Source organism: Aquabacterium sp. (assembly GCF_016234775.1).
In the GTDB taxonomy this organism is placed as follows: domain Bacteria; phylum Pseudomonadota; class Gammaproteobacteria; order Burkholderiales; family Burkholderiaceae_C; genus Aquabacterium.
The window spans coordinates 147021-164583 of sequence record NZ_JACRAH010000031.1 but is presented as its reverse complement, the minus strand read 5'-3'; the positions used below and the strand labels follow the sequence as shown (position 1 = coordinate 164583).

Annotated in this window: 13 protein-coding genes; 9 read left to right on the top strand and 4 right to left on the bottom strand. The window is 62.7% G+C overall.

Annotation, left to right across the window (positions count from 1 at the left end):
* The 4 genes from HY836_RS09415 to HY836_RS09400 form a co-directional block, all read left to right on the top strand.
* Positions 1 to 493, top strand: a 493-nt coding sequence (locus HY836_RS09415) for an electron transfer flavoprotein subunit beta/FixA family protein (protein ID WP_290675758.1), incomplete at its 5' end; no start/stop codon positions are given.
* Between the two features lie 11 nt (positions 494 to 504).
* Positions 505 to 1437: an FAD-binding protein gene (locus tag HY836_RS09410; RefSeq protein WP_290675756.1), complete on the top strand. Its 933-nt coding sequence runs from the start codon at positions 505 to 507 to the stop codon at positions 1435 to 1437.
* Positions 1438 to 1649: 212 nt separating this feature from the next.
* Complete coding sequence (locus HY836_RS09405) at positions 1650 to 3455, top strand: acyl-CoA dehydrogenase (RefSeq protein WP_290675754.1); 1806 nt, start codon at positions 1650 to 1652, stop codon at positions 3453 to 3455.
* A 124-nt stretch (positions 3456 to 3579) separates the two neighbouring features.
* Complete coding sequence (locus HY836_RS09400; protein ID WP_290675752.1) at positions 3580 to 4542, top strand: nitronate monooxygenase family protein; 963 nt, start codon at positions 3580 to 3582, stop codon at positions 4540 to 4542.
* Between the two features lie 41 nt (positions 4543 to 4583).
* Here the strand turns inward: HY836_RS09400 and HY836_RS09395 are convergent, their stop codons facing one another.
* Together HY836_RS09395 and HY836_RS09390 are read right to left on the bottom strand one after the other, a co-directional pair.
* Positions 4584 to 6428 (bottom strand): hybrid sensor histidine kinase/response regulator, encoded by a 1845-nt coding sequence (locus HY836_RS09395; RefSeq protein WP_290675750.1) that lies wholly within the window; start codon positions 6426 to 6428, stop codon positions 4584 to 4586.
* A gap of 29 nt (positions 6429 to 6457) precedes the next feature.
* Positions 6458 to 7195 carry a response regulator transcription factor gene (locus tag HY836_RS09390; RefSeq protein WP_290675748.1) on the bottom strand — a complete coding sequence of 246 codons (738 nt, stop codon included), beginning with the start codon at positions 7193 to 7195 and terminating at the stop codon, positions 6458 to 6460.
* Between the two features lie 171 nt (positions 7196 to 7366).
* On the opposite strand from HY836_RS09390, the gene HY836_RS09385 reads away from it, so the two are divergent.
* The 5 genes from HY836_RS09385 (at position 7367) to HY836_RS09365 (ending at position 16109) form a co-directional block, all read left to right on the top strand.
* Positions 7367 to 8902 carry an HlyD family efflux transporter periplasmic adaptor subunit gene (locus HY836_RS09385; protein ID WP_290675746.1) on the top strand — a complete coding sequence of 512 codons (1536 nt, stop codon included), beginning with the start codon at positions 7367 to 7369 and terminating at the stop codon, positions 8900 to 8902.
* A gap of 12 nt (positions 8903 to 8914) precedes the next feature.
* On the top strand, positions 8915 to 11083 hold the full coding sequence (locus tag HY836_RS09380) for a PqqD family peptide modification chaperone (RefSeq protein ID WP_290675744.1): 2169 nt from the start codon (positions 8915 to 8917) through the stop codon (positions 11081 to 11083).
* A 137-nt stretch (positions 11084 to 11220) separates the two neighbouring features.
* Positions 11221 to 13089 (top strand): DEAD/DEAH box helicase, encoded by a 1869-nt coding sequence (locus HY836_RS09375; protein ID WP_290675742.1) that lies wholly within the window; start codon positions 11221 to 11223, stop codon positions 13087 to 13089.
* A gap of 107 nt (positions 13090 to 13196) precedes the next feature.
* Entirely contained in the window at positions 13197 to 14504 is a 1308-nt protein-coding gene (locus HY836_RS09370; RefSeq protein ID WP_290675740.1) for an efflux RND transporter periplasmic adaptor subunit, read from the top strand.
* Positions 14505 to 14585: 81 nt separating this feature from the next.
* Positions 14586 to 16109, top strand: coding sequence for a diguanylate cyclase (locus tag HY836_RS09365; RefSeq protein WP_290675738.1), 1524 nt, complete (start codon positions 14586 to 14588; stop codon positions 16107 to 16109).
* Here HY836_RS09365 and HY836_RS09360 read toward each other — a convergent pair whose 3' ends face one another.
* Complete coding sequence (locus HY836_RS09360; protein WP_290675736.1) at positions 16110 to 16955, bottom strand: urease accessory protein UreD; 846 nt, start codon at positions 16953 to 16955, stop codon at positions 16110 to 16112.
* 59 nt (positions 16956 to 17014) lie between these two features.
* On the bottom strand, positions 17015 to 17554 hold the full coding sequence (locus HY836_RS09355; protein WP_290675734.1) for an MOSC domain-containing protein: 540 nt from the start codon (positions 17552 to 17554) through the stop codon (positions 17015 to 17017).
* Positions 17555 to 17563 lie beyond the last annotated feature (9 nt).

Sequence of the window (17563 nt, the reverse complement as noted above, 5' to 3'; positions counted from 1 at the left end):
TGAAACCGACGCTGACGTGCAGCCTCTGGCCGTGGCCAAGGTGCTCAAGGCGCTGGTCGACAAGGAAAAGCCTGATCTGATCATCCTGGGCAAGCAAGCCATCGATGACGACAGCAACCAGACCGGCCAGATGCTGGCTGCGCTGGCCAACCTGCCCCAAGGTACTTTCGCCTCCAAGGTGGAAGTGGCTGACGGCAAGGTGTCGGTGACCCGTGAAGTGGACGGCGGCCTGGAAACGGTCAAGCTGTCGCTGCCCGCCGTGGTGACGACCGACCTTCGTCTGAACGAGCCCCGCTACGTCACGCTGCCCAACATCATGAAGGCCAAGAAGAAGCCCCTGGAAACCGTGAAGCCGGCTGACCTGGGTGTGGACGTGGCCCCCCGTATCAAGACCCTGAGCGTGGCCGAACCGGCCAAGCGTTCCGCTGGTATCAAGGTGGCCGACGTGGCCGCTCTGGTCGACAAGCTGAAGAACGTCGCCAAAGTGATCTGAGGAGATAACCCATGACCGCTCTCGTTATTGCTGAACACGACAACAACAGCATCAAGTCCGCCACCCTGAACGTGGTGACGGCAGCCAAGGCGCTGGGTGGCGACGTGCATGTGCTGGTGGTTGGCTCCAATGCTGGTGCCGCTGCTGCTGCCGCTGCTCAAATCGCTGGTGTTTCCAAGGTCCTGCACGCTGACGGCGCCCAGTTCGCTGACGGCCTGGCTGAAAACGTGGCCGCTCAAGTGCTGGCCGTGGCTTCTGCCTACAGCCACCTGCTGTTCCCTGCTACCGCTGCTGGCAAGAACGTGTCGCCTCGCGTGGCCGCCAAGCTGGACGTGGCTCAGGTTTCGGAAATCACCAAGATCGTGTCGGCTGACACGTTCGAGCGCCCCATCTACGCCGGTAACGCCATTGCCACCGTGCAATCGGCTGACTCGGTGAAGGTGCTGACCGTTCGTGGTACCGCTTTCGACGCTGCTGCCACCACCGGTGGTTCCGCTGCCGTGGAAACCGTGGCTGCCGTGGCTGATTCGGGCTCTTCGACCTTCGTGGGTCGTGAAGTGACCAAGTCGGCTCGTCCTGAACTGACTGCTGCCAAGATCATCGTGTCTGGTGGCCGTGCGCTGGGCTCTGCTGACAAGTTCAACGAAGTCATGTCGCCTCTGGCTGACAAGCTCAACGCTGGCCTGGGTGCTTCCCGCGCTGCCGTGGACGCTGGCTACGCTCCCAACGACCTGCAAGTCGGTCAGACCGGCAAGATCGTGGCGCCCCAGTTGTACATCGCTTGCGGTATCTCTGGCGCCATCCAGCACTTGGCCGGTATGAAGGATTCGAAGGTCATCGTGGCCATCAACAAGGATCCAGAAGCACCGATCTTCCAGGTGGCCGACTTCGGTCTGGAAGCTGACCTGTTCACTGCCGTCCCGGAACTGGTGAAGGCGCTGTAAGCGCCTACCCCCTACGCGCTTTGTGCGCCCCCACGAGGGGCACCACCCGTGGACCGGCAAAGCCGAATCCACGGTGGTCACTGAATCGCCGAGGGGAATGCAAACATTGCTGCATATAAGGGATAATTCATGACAGGCTGCTGTCTGCTTGAATTTGCCCTCTGGGGGCGTCTTGCGAGACGCCCCCTTTGTCGTTTATCGGAGAAAAAAAGATGACTTTCCGCGCCCCAGTCAAGGACCAACTCTTCTGCATGAAAGAACTCGCTGGTCTGGACAAGATTGCCCAGATCCCCGGCTTTGAAGATGCAGGTTTTGAAACCGCCCAAGCCGTGCTGGAAGAGTCGGCCAAGTTCAACGAAGGCGTGGTGGCTCCCCTGAACTGGAGCGGTGACCAGGACCACGGTTCGTGGGACAACGGCGTGGTACGCGCCTCGGCCGGCTTCAAGGAAGCCTACAACGCTCTGGCCGAAGCAGGCTGGCAAGGCCTGCAGCAGCCCGTTGAGTACGGAGGCCAAGGCCTGCCCAAGACCATTGGCGCCGCCTGCATCGAGCAGACCACCGCTGCCAACCTGAGTTTCTCGCTGTGCTCCATCCTGACCGGTGGCGCCATTGAAGCCCTGCTGACCGCCGGCAGCGACGAGCTCAAGACCCGCTACATCCCCAACATGATCTCCGGCCAGTGGACCGGCACCATGAACCTGACCGAACCTCAAGCTGGTTCGGACCTGGCACTGGTGCGCTCCAAGGCCGTCAAGCAAGACGATGGCACCTACCGCATCTGGGGCCAGAAGATCTTCATCACCTACGGTGAGCACGACATGGTCGAGAACATCGTCCACCTGGTGCTGGCCCGTACCCCTGACGCGCCTGAAGGCGTGAAGGGCATCTCGCTGTTCGTCGTGCCCAAGTTCATGGTCAACGCTGACGGCTCGCTGGGCAAGCGCAACGACGTGTTCTGCGCCTCCATCGAAGAAAAGCTGGGCATCAAGGCGTCGCCTACTGCCGTGCTCGTCTATGGCGACAACAAGGGTGACGTGGGCGAAGGCGCCATCGGCTACATCGTGGGCGAAGAAAACCGTGGCCTCGAGTACATGTTCATCATGATGAACGCTGCGCGCTACGATGTGGGTGTGCAAGGTATCGGCGTGTCCGAGCGTGCTTACCAACACGCCGTGGCCTATGCCAAGGACCGCGTTCAGTCCCGCCCTGTGGACGGTTCTCAGCCTGGCTCTGCCGCCATCATTCATCACCCTGATGTCAAGCGCATGCTGATGACCATGCGTGCCCTGACGGAAGGCGCACGTGCCATGGCCCTGGTTGGTGCTTCGGCTTACGACACGGCTCATCATCACCCCGATGCAGCCACGGCCAAGCAGGCTCAGGCTTTCTATGAGTTCCTGGTGCCGCTGATCAAGGGCTTCAGCACTGAAAACTCCGTGGAAGTGACCTCGCTGGGCGTGCAAGTGCACGGCGGCATGGGCTTCATCGAAGAAACCGGCGCTGCCCAGTACTACCGTGACTCGCGCATCCTGCCGATCTACGAAGGCACGACCGCCATCCAGGCCAATGACCTGGTTGGCCGCAAGACCTCGCGTGACGGTGGTGCCATGGCCAAGGCCGTGGCAGCCATGATTGCCGACACCGAAGGCCAACTGGCTGCCCGCGACAGCGCCGCTGCCAAGAAGCTGGCAACCCAGCTGAAGGCTGCCCGCGAGTCCTTCCTGCAAGTGGTGGACTTCGTCGTGGCCAACGTCAAGACCAAGCCCAACGACGTGTTCGCCGGCTCGGTGCCCTACCTGATGCTGACCGCCAACCTGGTGGCCGGCTGGCAGATGGGCCGTTCGCTGATCGCCGCTGAAGACAACCTGGCCGCCGGCAACGACGCGCCCTTCATGGAAGCCAAGATCGCGACCGCCCGTTTCTACGGCGACCACATCCTGGCGCGTGTGGCTTCGCTGCGCGACACCATCCTCAACGGTGGTGAAAGCGTGACGGCTTTGTCGCTGGACGCTTTCTGATCGACCCGCAGTGAGCTGACATCAAGCCTGGTAGTTCAGGATTGATCGGCCCATACAAGGACGCCCCAATCGGTTCACGCCGATGAAGGCGTCCTTTTTTCATTGATAACGAGGAGACAAAGACATGGCATTGCCCGACGTACTCAAGCGCGTTCCCTTTCCCGTCATCGCTTCGCCGATGTTCATCATCAGCACGCCCAAGCTGGTCATTGCCCAGTGCAAGGCCGGCGTGGTGGGCTCGATGCCTGCATTGAACGCCCGCCCCGCAGCCCAGTTGGATGAATGGCTGGCCGAGATCACGGAAACGCTGGCGGCCTACAACGCGGCCAACCCGGACAAGCCAGCTGCGCCTTTTGCGATCAACCAGATCGTGCACAAGAGCAATGACCGCCTGGACCACGACATGGAGATGTGCGCCAAGTACAAGGTGCCCGTCGTGATCACCTCGCTGGGTGCGCGTGAAGACGTCAACCAGGCCGTGCACGGCTGGGGTGGCGTGGTACTGCATGACGTCATCAACAACAAGTTCGCCAACAAGGCCGTGGAGAAGGGCGCTGATGGCCTGATCGCCGTGGCGACCGGTGCAGGTGGCCATGCGGGCACGACGAGCCCCTTCGCGCTCATCCAGGAGATCCGTGAGTGGTTCACCGGCCCAGTGGCGCTGTCTGGCTCCATCGCGCACGGCCGTTCGATCCTGGCGGCCCGAGCCATGGGGGCTGACTTTGCCTATATCGGTTCGGCCTTCATTGCCACCGAAGAGGCCCGTGCCGTGGACGCCTACAAGCAGATGATCGTGGACAGCAACAGCGCCGACATCATCTACTCCAGCAAGTTCACCGGTGTGCACGGCAACTACCTGCGCCCCTCCATCGTGAATGCAGGCCTGGATCCCGATACCTTGGGCAACGGCGACCCCAGCCAGATGAGCTTTGGCAGCAAGGACGGCGGCGACGCCAAGGTCTGGAAGGACATCTGGGGTTGCGGCCAGGGCATTGGCGCGATCAAGCAGATCGTGCCGACGGCGGAACTCGTGTCGCGCCTGAAGGCCGAGTACGAGGCTGCACGCGCGGAGATCTGCAAGGGCTGAGCCCCTCGCGTGTGCGAACCCGCTGAGCCCACACGCGAGGCTCAGCGCGTGCTGAGCTTGAAGGCGATCATGGCGCGCAGCTTGTTGGCCACCACCGGTTTGATCAGCAGGTGGAAGTTGTATTTGCGTGCTTCTTCCTCGTGGCCGGTCATCGTGCTGCCGGTGACCATGATGGCAGGCAGATTCGGGCCGAACCTGGCGCGCATGGCCTTGATGGCGTCGATACCGGTTTGCTGCTCGGGCAGGCGGTAGTCCACGATCAGCAGATCGGGTGGCGAGTCCACCTTGCTGGCCCAGTCTGTCATGGCTTCGACCGTGTCGAATGCGCTGACGGTGGCGCCCCAGCCCTTGAGCAAGACCTCCAGGCCTTCCATCACCGCGATTTCGTCTTCCACCACGACGATGTGGCGGCGATCCAGCGTCACGCCGAGCGTGGCCTTGCTGGGGGCTGCAGCCGGTTGAAGGCGCGGCGCGCGGCCCACGGGCAGCATCAGCGTGAACACCGTGCCATGACCCACGCGTGAGCGCAGGGTCAGTGGCGCTTCCATCAGGTCGGCCAGTCGCTTGACGATGGCCAGGCCCAGGCCCAGGCCCTTGCGGTGATGCGGCTCCAGGGGGCGGTTGCTCTGCGTCTGGTAGAACTCCTCGAAGATGCGGCCTTGTTCCTTCTCGGTGATACCGATGCCGGTGTCCCAGATCTGCAGGCACAGTTGCTCGCCACGTCGGCGGCAGGTCACCAGCACGCCGCCGTCTTCGGTGTAGCGGATGGCGTTGGAGACCAGGTTGCGCAGGATGCGCTCGACGATGAGCGGATCAGCATAGACGTGGTGCTGGTCGCCCCGGAAATTCAGCATCAGGCCCTTTTCGAAGGCGTTGGGCTCGAAAGTGAGGCGGATGCGGTTGAACATGTCGCCCATGCAGAAGTGCTCGGGCTGGTTGTCGACGCCGCCAGTGTCGATCTTGGTGATGTCCAGCAGCTCACTGAACAGGCCTTCGAGCGCGTCCACCGAGCTGTTGATGCTGTTGACCAGGTGGGCGACTTCGGTGTCTTTGCTGCGCTGGCGCAGGGCCTCGGCAAACAGGCCCATGGCATGCAGCGGTTGGCGCAGATCATGGCTGGCCGCAGCAAAGAACTGGGTCTTGGCGCGATTGGCCAATTCGGCCTGACGCTGTGCCGCTTCAGCCGCGGCCATTTCACCCTTGAGTTGATGGGCCAGATTCTGGGTGTGCACCCTCAGGCTGACCATCTCGCCAAACACGTTGCGGAAACCTCGCCCCAGCGCCAGCGCACACAGCAGCACCAGGCAGAGGATGCCCGCAATCTGGACCTCGCCCTGGTTGTTTTGCAAGGCGGTGCGAACGATCATGGGCAGGAAGTACACCCCCATGCACAGCATGAAGAGCCGTGGTTGCGAGGCCATGTTGGGGACGGCACCCAGCGCCAGCGAATAGATCGTCAGGATCATCGCCGTGCGCTCCAGCGGGCCGCCATACGGATAGAACAGCATGGATGCCGCGCTCCAGAGCACGACGCCCAGGAACATGCCGATGTTCCAGCGCTTGAGCCAGAGCTCGTTGTCGGCCTGGCCTTGCAGCACGGCGCGGTCGTAGCTGAGCAGGCCGACGAAGCGGACGGTCCAGATCAAGGCAAAGGCCAGTGCCCACGCGCCGAGGAAGGTGTGGGGCGCGTGGTTCCAGTACACCGCGACGAACACGACCATGCCCAGGAAGTGGGCCATCAGGGCTGCACTCGTCTGGCGGTATACCAGCCGGGTGGTGTCCTGCGTCAGCGCTGCATCCGATGGTTGGGGCAGGGTGGGATAGGCCTCCGTATCGGCGGCGGGCGAGGCTGTGATGGCATGACTGCCCAAGGGGAGCACGCTCATGGTGGCTAGGTGTCTGTGCGTTGGGCAGATCAGCGGGGGCGCCAGGCGCCGGCTGCGCTGGCTGGTGCCACGACGCTGCCGCCTTGTTTTTGCAGGATCTGACTCACTGCAATCACGGCCTGGGTGCGAGAGCTGACACCCAGGGCGCGCAGCACCGCGGCAACGTGGTCTTTCACGGTTTCGACGGACAGGCCCAGTTCACGCGCAATCAGCTTGTTGGGCTGTCCCTTGAGCAGCAGATTGAGCACGTCGGACTGGCGTGGTGTCAGCCCCAGTTGCACCAGAGACGGAACGGTCTGGAAGGACGACACAGTGGCTTCACGTTGAACCTGCTGGATATGCGGCGAACTGCTGAGCTGGGTCATGTTGTCGGCGCCCATGCTCATCGGCGGCACATACACACCACCGGACATGACCTGTTGCAGGGCGTCAAACAAGGTTTCGTTGGTCGCCCGCTTGGGCACAAAGCCCATGGCACCCATGTCGATGGCTCGGATGACGTCGCTGGTGCGGTCGGAGGCTGAAATCACCACGACGGGCAGGGCGGGGTATTTGCTGCGCAGTTCGCCCAGGAGGTCAAAGCCGTCTTCGTCACCCAGATGCAGGTCCAGCAGGACCAGGTCGTAGCTGGGATCCTGGCGCAACGTTTCACGTGCGACCCGACCGCTGTCCGCTGCGGACACCGACACGTTGTCACCCAGGCCCTGGATGACGGACTGCAGGGCTGCCAGGATCAGCGGGTGATCGTCGATCAGCAAAACCTTCATGAAAAACTCCTGAATCGTGTTGGCAGCCTTCAAGAACCCACCTGAATGATCGTCAAGGTGTGAACTTTCTCCGTTTTTCAAGGCATCGGCTGCTTGAGATTTTCGGATCATAGGGGCAAGCCGGGTCAAAAAACCCCGACACCCCCATGTGTGTGAACCAGGAAAGCCGCGTTGAGCACTGTTGTCACGTCCCGCCCCAAAGAGGCAGAGGCCAAGCCGGCCGCGCCCGTGGTGCCCCCTGCTGGCACGCCAAGCCCGGCAAAGGCTGTTGTGCCCGACGCGCCATCAGAGACGCACGCGGTGGCGTGTTTGCAGGCATTTCTCGCCGAAAAGGACTGGACCGCCGGGGCGGCCGCCTTCGTGACACTGTTGAATCAGCAATTGAAGTGCCACCGGGTGGCGCTGGGTTGGGTGAGCGGGCAGTCCTTGCGCTTGCGCGTGCTGTCTGACGGCGTGCTGCTGGATGAAGGGGTGGCCTTGCCGGAATTGCATCAGGCCATGCTGGAAGCAGCGCATCAGCAGCAAATGTTGAGTTGGCCCTTGGCCTTGGCGTCTAGCCACGATCAATCCAAGGCCATTTCGATGGCGCACCAGACTTTGTGTCGGGTCCAGGGCTTGTCCGGCGTGACCACGGTGCCCCTGGCACAGGACGGTGTAGTACTAGGCGCACTGACCCTGGAGCGCACTAACCAGGTTGACCCCTTGCGTCCGATGTCCTTCGAGCAGCTGCAAGCGAACAAGGGCTTCAGCGATGAGGATCTTCGCTGGCTCGCACGCTTGGCTGGCCTGATGTCTCCGGCCTTGAGCCTGCGCTACCGGTTGGAGCAGCCCTGGTACGAGCGCGGTCGCGGGTGGGTCGAGTCCTTGCGCCTTCGGCTGGCCGATCCGCGGGAGCGCGCGCTTCGTTGGTCGGTGCTTGCCTTTTTCGGGGTCATGTCATTTGGCATTGGTTTGCCGCTTCCTTATCAAGTCACGGCGTCGGCCCGGCTGGAGGGGGCTGTGCAGCGTGTCATGAGTGCACCTCAGGATGGGTTTTTGCGCGAGGTGCATGTGCAGGCCGGTGATGTGGTGAAGGCCGGGCAGGTGCTGGCCGAGATGGCCGACGATGATTTGCAGAATGCCCGCCGCGCCCGATTGGCCGAAGTGAATCAACATGAAAACGCCTTTGCAGAGGCCTTTGCCCGTGGGGACCGTGCTCATGCTGTGATCGCTCAGTCGAAGGTGAGTGAGGCCAGGGCGCAAATGGCCTTGATCGAACAACAGATTACGCGTTTGAAAATCGCGTCTCCATTTGACGGCGTGGTCATTGCAGGTGATCTGCGACAGCAACTGGGCGCACCGCTCAAGCGCGGCGACAACCTCCTGACACTCGCGCCTGGGTTGGACTGGCGGGTTGTGATCGAGGTTGACGAGACCGATATCGCCGGCCTGAACAAAGGGCAGATGGCGCGATTGCGGCTGGCGGCCATGCCGGATCAGACGATTGGCCTGATGCTCAACCGCGTGACGCCTGTAGCGAAGTCGACACCCAATGGCGTGCGCTACGAGATCGAGGCCATCCCCACTGGTGCAGGCGCTGGCGCGAAAGGCTTGCGACCAGGCTTGCAAGGCGTGGCACGCATCGACATGCCGCCCAGACCGCTGCTTTGGCGCATGGCGGATCGCACCTGGCAATGGCTTCGCATGCAGGCCTGGACCCTGCTCTGATCGAGGCGGCCCATGCAGGACGTCTTGCTGTCCCCCTACTGGTATCGCATCGCGCAACTGCATCCGCGCTTGCGCCACCACGTCAGCGTGCGCATGCAGCAAACACGTGGTCAAGCCTGGTACGTGCTGCACAACCAGGCCACAGGCCGGTATCACCGCGTCAACGCGCAGGCGTTCGAGCTGGTGGGGCGCCTGGACGGCCGTCAGACCGTCGATGAGATCTGGCAAGCCTTGCTGGAGCAGCAAGGTGATCTGGCTCCGACGCAGAACGATGTGATCCGTATTCTGGGGCAGTTGACAGATGCCGGGCTGGTGCAGGCTGAGGTGACGCCGGATGTGCGTCAGATGATGGACATGGGTGAAGCAAGGCTGCGCAAGGAGCGCCAGGCCCGGCTCAATCCACTGTCTTTCCGCCTGGGGTTGTTCAACCCTTCTGCCTTGCTGGAGCGGGTTTATCCGCAGGTCAAGTGGCTCTTCTCCTCGCGCGTGCTCATGGTCTGGCTGGCCATGGTGGTGTCAGGGCTCATTGCAGCCTGGTTCAACTGGTCGGCCTTGCGCGACTACGGCCACACACATTTCATGACGCCGCGTTTTCTGGGCATGGTCTGGGTCATGTACCCACTGATGAAGGCCGTGCACGAGTTGGGGCATGCGTTGATGCTGCGGCGATTCGGATGCGAAGTGCCGGAAGTGGGTGTGAACTTTTTCTTGTTTGTGCCCATGCCGTATGTGGATGCGTCGGCCTCCAACAAGCTGACGAGTCGGTCTCAACGTGCTTTGGTTGCAGGTGCCGGCATCATGGTGGAGGCTTTCCTGGCCTGCATCGGGCTGGTTTGCTGGTTGCTGGTGGAAGATGGCGTATTCCGTGAACTGCTCTTCACCTTGATGACGCTGGGTGGTCTGTCCACCTTGCTGTTCAATGGCAATCCCTTGATGAAGTTCGACGGCTACTTTGTGGCCTGCGATGCACTGGATCTGCCCAATCTCGCCCAGCGCAGCGCGAAGGTCAACGAGCGCATGTGGCAGCGTGTCGTTGCCAAGGTGCTGCGCATGCCCGACGACTTGCCTGGCGTCGTGGAAGCCGACCCCATCGAACGCTGGCTTTTGCGTCTGTACTCGCCCTTGTCCTGGGTATACAGGCTGAGCGTCAGCGCCATCATGGTGAGCTGGGCTTCTGATAAATCGTCCTGGATCGGCATGGCCATTCTGGCCTGGATGATATGGAGTCTGGTACTGCAGCCATGTCGCAACTGGGCGGAGAGTGTGCTGTCGGCGCCAGGGTTCGAGTCCGTGAGAACCCGGTTCTTGTGGAGTGGTGGTGCAGCCCTGTCGGGTGTGGTGCTGCTGCTCGCGTTGGTGCCAGTACCGTCGTCCATCGTGGCCGATGGCGTGGTCTGGCTGCCGCCAGATGCCCAGGTGCGCGCGACAACTGATGCAGAAGTGGAAGCCGTTCTGGCTCGCAGCGGGCAACGGGTTGAAGCGGGACAGGCCCTGATTCGATTGCGTGATCCGGCCTTGCTGACGGAACGAACCGTGGTGCTGGCTCAGATCGAAGGTGGCCGTGCGGAGTTGAATGCTGCATTCGGGGTGGAGCCTTTGAAGGTGAGCAATGCGCAGCAGGCGCTTCAGCGCGATAACGCGCGCTTGGCGCAAATTGATGAGGATCTGTCCAAGCAGGTGTTGCGAGCAGTTCGAGGCGGTGAGTTTGTGTTGTCTCGGGAAGAAGACCTCAATCAACGCCAGGTCAGTCGAGGGCAGTTGCTGGCGTATGTGATGGCCGATGTGCCCACGGTGGTGCGCATGCTCGTATCGCAACGCGATATCGACGATGTGCGCAGCCGCCTCAAGAGAGCATCGGTTGTTCTGGCGGAGCGACCTGGCGTGCCGATGCCCGCAAGCCCCAATGGCAATACACCTGCAGCCGTCGACAAGCTGCCTTCGGCCGCGCTGAGCAACAAGCAGGGGGGGCCCATCGCTGCGGACGCCCAGGACCCAGACGGCATGAAACCGAGTGAACCCATGTTTGCGCTGGATGTCGTGCTCCAGGAGCGCGTGCCACGGGCAGGCGGCCTGGCCAGAGTCAAGCTGGAACTGGAGCCCAGACCGGCGCTGCAGACTTTCCTGTACCGCTTGAGACAACTGTTCCTCAAACACTTCTCGGACGTACGGGGCATGGCATGAGTGTCCAGCCTCGCCACGCTGACGGCGTTGTGTGGTCCGAACGGATGACACTGGGGGGCGGGCAGGTGCCAAGGCCAGGCTCGGTTCACGGTGACTATCCACTTAAGGCGGCGAGTTTGCGTGCCAGTGGGCCCGGGATGGCTTGGCTGAGGGCGTGGTGGCGCGCACCACCCCAGCCCACGTCGCGCAGCAATGCTGTCTTTCTGCGCGACGTGCGACAAGCGCAGGCCTTCTGGCATGGTCTGAACGAGGTCCAGCGGCAACAGCAGTTGCAATCTCTGCGTCGCCGATTGGGCAGCGAGGGCTTCACACCGGCCTTGAGTGCTTCCAGTTATGGCTTGATTGCAGACGTGGTCAAAGGGTGCCTGGGTTTTCAGTTGCACGATGTCCAATTGCTGGCAGCCTGGTGGATGCTGGGGCAACGGCTGGTGGAAATGGCTACCGGCGAGGGCAAAACCTTGACGGTGCTGCTGACTGCGGCAACAGGGGCCCTGGCAGGCATACCTGTGCATGTCCTGACGGCCAATGACTACCTGGCACGGCGCGATGCCCAACAACTGGAGCCCGTCTATGCGGCGCTGGGCTTGCGTGTGGCATTTGTGACCTCGGCCAGTCTTGCTCACGAGCGCAAGCAGGCCTATCAGGCCGATGTGGTGCATGTCACAGCCAAGGAGGTGGCCTTTGATCACCTCCGAGACAGGTCTGCCCGTACGGTAGGTGATGCGGCTTCCATCGTGTTGCGTGGCCTGTGTATGGCCGTGGTCGATGAGGCAGACAGTATCCTGATCGATGAGGCCTGTACGCCCTTGATTCTGGCCCGTGCCGCAGACCTGAAGGCCGCCGATCAGCGATATCGCCTGGCGCTGTACCTGGCCCGCCAGCTCAAGCAGGATCAGGACTTTGTACGCGGCGACGCCTTGCAGGTTCGACTCACGGATGCCGGGCAGTTGCGCCTCGTCCAGCTGAGCGAGAAGCTGCAAGGTGCATGGCGGTGGCGTCGCTATCGGCATGAACAGGTAAGTTGCGCCTTGCAGGCCCTGCACGCCTTCCAGAAAGACGTGCACTACCTGGTACGCGACGATGCCATTCACATCATCGATGACACCACCGGCCGTCTGGCGGTTGGGCGGGCCTGGTCACGTGGCTTGCACCAGATGATCGCCATCAAGGAGGGCGTGCGCCCTCAACCTGAAAACGAGACCTTGACGCAGACAAGCTATCAGGCCTTCTTTCCCCGCTATCTCAGGCTGGCGGGTTTGAGTGGCACTCTTCAGGAGGATCGCGCAGAGCTATTGCGTGTCTATGGACTTCCAACGTGCAAGGCGCCCTTGCGCACGCCTTCTCGCCGGGATGATCGGGGTACGGTGGTACTCAGTTCAGTCACGCAGAAGTGGCAAACAGTGGTGAGTCATGCCCAACAGGAGGCGGCCAAGGGACGGCCCGTTCTGATTGGCACGGACACGGTGGCTGATTCGGAGGCCGTGTCTCTCGCCCTGGCTGCAGCTGGCCTCGTGCACCAGATTCTCAATGCGCGGCAGGATGAAGCGCGAGGCGAGGCAGAGCAAGCCGTGATTGCCGGCGCAGGGCAGGCCGCCTGCATCACCGTGGCGACACACATGGCTGGTCGCGGTACTGATGTCCACCTGAGCGATGACGCCATGGCCAACGGTGGCCTGCACGTGATCAATACCAACCTGAATCGCTCTCGTCGGACTGACCGGCAGTTGATGGGGCGCTGCGCTCGCCAGGGCATGCCTGGAAGTTGCGAAACGGTGCTGAGTTGGGACGACGCTTGTTGGCGTGAGTTGGCCTGCGGTGGATGGCTGCGTTGGGCCGTCATCTGGGCCCGAGCCGGGTTCGGGGGCGCGTCGTTCGCTCGCTGGATATGTGACCGGACCCAGGAGGCTGCGCGGCACCGTGGCAGTCGTCGCCGCTGGGCGATGTTGCAAAGTGATATTCAGATGGCGCGGCAGTTGGCCATGGCAGGGCGCGAAGACTGGACCTGAGAGGGGTGCTTTTTTCACGGATTACGCGAGGCGCTAGACGCGGATCATCCTGATGACATGCACGAGAGGCGACCTGTTTCGCCCTTTGTGTGAAGTAGGAGCGTCAAGTGAACAAGAAAGCTTTGAGCGTGATAGCCGCTACCAGCATGGCCTGGTGGGGTTGCAGCCATGCTGAATTGCTTGGCTGTCTGATCGAACCGGATCGCGTTGCCGACGTGGGGAGCCAATCCACCGGCGTGATTGAGCACGTCACGGTCGAGCGTGGTGACGTGGTCACGGCGGGCCAGGTGCTGGCCAGGTTGTCTGCGCAAGTGGAAAGGGCTTCGCTGTCGATCGCCGAAGCCAAGTCCAAGGCCGAGGCCGAGGCGCTGCAGGCACAGGCCGCGCACGAGTTGGCCCAACGCAAGCTGGAGCGGGTGAGAGACCTGGTTCGCCGAGATTTTGTATCTGATCAAGCACTGGATCAGGCAGAGGCTGAAGCCCGTGTGGCCGAACAGCGCGTGGCACAGGCGCGCGAGGTGCAGCGTGTCGCCCAACGTGAGTTTCATCTCTCCAATGCCCAACTAAGTCAGCGAGAGGTACGTAGCCCGTTTGCTGGACTGGTGGTCGAGCGCTTTCGGACCGAGGGGGAACGCATCGAGCGCGAGCCCGTGGTTCGCGTGGCTCGCATCGATCCGCTGCGCATCGAAGCCATCGTGCCAGCCGTGCAGTTTGGTCGCATTTCGTCAGGGCAGTCGGCGACGGTCAAGACCGACCTGCCGGACTATCCCTTGCTGACGGCAAAGGTGACCCTGGTGGATCGGGTGATCGATCCGGCCTCCAATAGTTTCAGGGTGCGCCTGACGCTGCCCAATCCTGGCAATCGGGTGCCCTCTGGCGTGCGCTGTCGCATTGCATTTGGCGCTGCGGATGGGGCTGCGGCCACGGTGCAAGGCAATGCATCAGGTGGTGCCGCGCCAGCACCAGCTGCTGCGGGACAGGTCGCACCTGCGACCTTTCAACGTGCACCACAGTGGCGTTCGAGGATTGATGCTGCGCATCCCGTGATGACGGTGTCTGCACCCGTGCGGTCAGCGCCGGCGCTGCCGATCACACCTGCCGCTCAGAGCCTGCCAGTTCAACCCGCGCGCTTCGTGTCTTCGACTTTGAAGTTTGCGATGGCCGAGTTGGGCAAAACGACACCGGGTAGAAAGTGGGTAGAGGGGCCCTTCGAAATCCCTGCGCAGGCGCTGAGCTGGAAGCCTCGCGCGGGGGCCGTGGCCACCATGGCCATGTCGATACAAGTGCCGAACCTCGGGATTCCGCAGTCCTCGGCGGCCCCCATCGTTGCGGCTGTCGCAGGACAAGGCTCGCGCGGCACATCTGGTGCTGCTGTCATGCCGGTGTCAACTTTGCGTCTGGCCAGCGCTCGCTGAGTCGGGTGATCATGTGCGTGGCGCCTCAGATGTATGACTGAAGCGAACACCGTTACGCCACGGTGGCGTCGGCGTTGGGCCATGAGCCCGACGGTGCGCATCACCGCCGGCCTGGTTTCATTGCTGATCGGCTTGCTGATGGTGCTGGATCTGCTCATCAAGGTCTTGCCGGATCAACGCGCCATGACCATGGATCTGCGCGAGCAAATTGCCGTGCACCTGGCTGTGCAAGTACGACGATTGCTCAACGAAGAGCAGAGTGCGGTCAAACTTCAGGCCGCGCTGGTCGAGACGGTGGAGCAGTCTTCCGACATCCAGTCTCTGGCCGTCAGGCGTGAATCAGGTGTGATCTATGCAGCCACATCGCATCATGACAAGACCTGGGTGGCACCTCCATTGGGTGCTTCGACACTCAATGCCGTGGTCGTACCGCTGAATGCGGGGCCTGCGCGATGGGGCCAGCTGGAAGTCGGCTTTCAGTCTCCCTGGCCCGCCAACGTCTGGGGCTGGTTGAAAAGCCCGACCGTGCAACTCGTGCTGACGCTTGGCTCGGCATGCTTCGTGGCGTTCTACCTCTACTTGAGGCGCGTGCTGCAGCATCTCGATCCCTCCAAGGCCATTCCCGAGCGCGTGAGAGTGGCCTTCGACACGCTGACAGAGGGCTTGCTGGTGCTGGACATCGACGGCCAGATCCTGATGGCCAATTCGGCCTTCCGGGGCTTCCATCCTCAGGCGGGTGGCGTGTTGCTGGGGCGCTCGATCGATCAACTGGACTGGCTGGTCAAAGGCTTGACGGATCAGGATGCCCTGCCGCCATGGGAGCGGGCATTGACCACATCCGAGCCCATCCTGGGCGTGCCGGTGGACCTGACTGAAAAGGATGGCGAGCACCGTCGTGCGCTGCTCAATTGCGCCGCTGTGCGTGATGCGGCGGGCAATGCGCGCGGTTGCCTGGTCACGCTGGACGACATCACCGAAATCGACCTGGTGAACCGCCGCCTGCAAGACGCCATGACCGAGCTGGAAGCCTCACGCGACAAGATCCAGAAACAGAACGAAGAACTGCAGTTGTTGGCCAACTGCGATCCCATGACGGGCTGTTTCAACCGCCGTGCCTTCTTCAGCCGGGCAGAGCCGATGCTGGTCCATGCCTTGAAGACCGGCGAGCCGCTGACCTGTTTCATGACGGACATCGACAAGTTCAAGTCCTTCAACGACACCTATGGGCACTCGGTGGGTGACCTGGTCATCCAGCAGGTGGCGAAGATACTCAAGGCGGCGATGCGGCCACAGGACGTGCTGTGTCGGTATGGTGGCGAGGAGTTCTGCGCCTTCATGCCGGGGCTGGACGAGGCCGGCGCCGCCGCCTTGGCCGATCGCATCCGCGAGACCCTGGAAAAGGAAGCCGGCCCGGCTGTGGATGCCGTGCCCAATCTGCGCATTACGTCCAGCTTTGGCGTGGCGCAGCTCGGCAAGGGCAACGCCAACAATGCGCTGTTGTTGATCGAACGCGCCGACCAAGGCTTGTACGCGGCCAAGGAAGCCGGGCGCAATCAGGTGCAGTGCATCGACTGGCACCCTGACAAGGCGCCTGCAGCACACTGATCAGGTTCGCCAGACGCGCGGCGGGCAGGGCGCCAGATCCCAGGCCGTCTGCCGCCATTGCGCCCACACTTGCGTCAACAGGTTCATGGCGGGCTCCACGCGGTCTGCCAGCACACGCAGGATAACAACCTGTTCATGCGGGCTGGTGCTGCCAGCGGTAGCGGCCAGCGGGCTGTTGCCCTGAATGGCCCGTGCGCTGTCCAGCAAGGCCTCACGCCGTTCGCGTGACAACGGCGCGCCACTGGCCAGCCACATGGTGGCCATGACACGGTGGCCTGCCCAACCCAGCGGGCTGTCCAGCAGGCGTGCATCGTCGGCGTGCACCGTGCCCTTTTCCAGCCAGACACCAGGCAGCTCGATTTCCTGCGTGAAGCGGCCTTGCCCATGGGCCGCATCGTCAAAGGCTTCAGAGGCGGCGGGCAGTCCCAAGGCGAGCACGTCCCAGCCCATCATCTCGGCGCCGGGTGCCAGCTCGAAGCGCATGCGGTTGGTGGCGAGGCAGGAGCGATAGGCCAGCGTCTCCAGCGGGAGCCATTCCAGCCGCGCGCCGGGCGCCACCCGGGCAGTCAGGGTCTGTACCGCTTCGGCGCCCGTGCTTTTGTAGAAACGCGTGGCGCCTGGCGTGGTGATCAGGGCATGGCTGCCTGACTGCAGGTTCATGGCGATGTCCAGCACGTCGCCACCGACCAACCCGCCCGGTGGGTGGACCAGCACATGGTGGCACACACGATCCCCCTCGGGATACAGCCGTTGCAGGACGCGCAAGGGGCCGTCGTGGCGGTCCAGCGCGATGGTGCGTTCGCCATCAAGGCGATAGTCCAGATTCAAATGGCCGTGCCAGCTCATATCAGGTACTGCGTAGGGGCGATCAAACTCAGGTCAGTGTACGCGGCCCGCCATGCGGCTCAGAGCGCCAGCGGCAGGCTGCAGGTGATGGCGTCACCCACCTGAATGTGGCCGCCTGCCAGCACACGGGCATTGACGCCACCGTGCCCGCGCATGGCGTTGTAGCCGCCGGGGCCGAGGATCTCTTCCATGCGCGAGCAGGGCTCGCAAGGGCCCGTGATCTCCAGCATGACGTGCGCGCCGATCCGCACGATCATCGGCTCGTCCTTGAACATGGCGCGGGTGGCCAGCAGGTTCAGGCCTGACACCACCAGGTTGCGCCGCAGCCAGGCCGGGTCAACATGGTCTTTTTGCGTGAAGGCTGCCACCACGGGCATGTGCTCCGCCTGGATCAGGGTGACCTGACGCTTGTTGCCACCCACGCGCCAGGGTGTTTTGGCCGCAGCTCTGTCGCCAGCCAGGCCGCGATCGACCAGGGCTTCGACCTGCTGAACCTGGGTCACGGGCTCACGCCGGGCGGGGCGCAGGTAGATGGCATCGAGCCGGCCGGGATGCGCAAACTGCCGGACGAGGTGATGCAGGCTGACGGGTTGGCTCATGGGGCGTTC

Bases quoted from the DNA above. Each gene is read 5' to 3' on its own strand.
- HY836_RS09380 (WP_290675744.1), top strand. From the start codon at position 8,915: ATGCAGGACGTCTTGCTGTCCCCCTACTGGTATCGCATCGCGCAACTG.
- HY836_RS09395 (WP_290675750.1), bottom strand. From the start codon at position 6,428: ATGAGCGTGCTCCCCTTGGGCAGTCATGCCATCACAGCCTCGCCCGCC.
- HY836_RS09355 (WP_290675734.1), bottom strand. From the start codon at position 17,554: ATGAGCCAACCCGTCAGCCTGCATCACCTCGTCCGGCAGTTTGCGCAT.
- HY836_RS09405 (WP_290675754.1), top strand. From the start codon at position 1,650: ATGACTTTCCGCGCCCCAGTCAAGGACCAACTCTTCTGCATGAAAGAA.
- HY836_RS09410 (WP_290675756.1), top strand. From the start codon at position 505: ATGACCGCTCTCGTTATTGCTGAACACGACAACAACAGCATCAAGTCC.
- HY836_RS09365 (WP_290675738.1), top strand. From the start codon at position 14,586: ATGAGCCCGACGGTGCGCATCACCGCCGGCCTGGTTTCATTGCTGATC.
- HY836_RS09390 (WP_290675748.1), bottom strand. From the start codon at position 7,195: ATGAAGGTTTTGCTGATCGACGATCACCCGCTGATCCTGGCAGCCCTG.
- HY836_RS09400 (WP_290675752.1), top strand. From the start codon at position 3,580: ATGGCATTGCCCGACGTACTCAAGCGCGTTCCCTTTCCCGTCATCGCT.
- HY836_RS09375 (WP_290675742.1), top strand. From the start codon at position 11,221: ATGGCTTGGCTGAGGGCGTGGTGGCGCGCACCACCCCAGCCCACGTCG.
- HY836_RS09360 (WP_290675736.1), bottom strand. From the start codon at position 16,955: ATGAGCTGGCACGGCCATTTGAATCTGGACTATCGCCTTGATGGCGAA.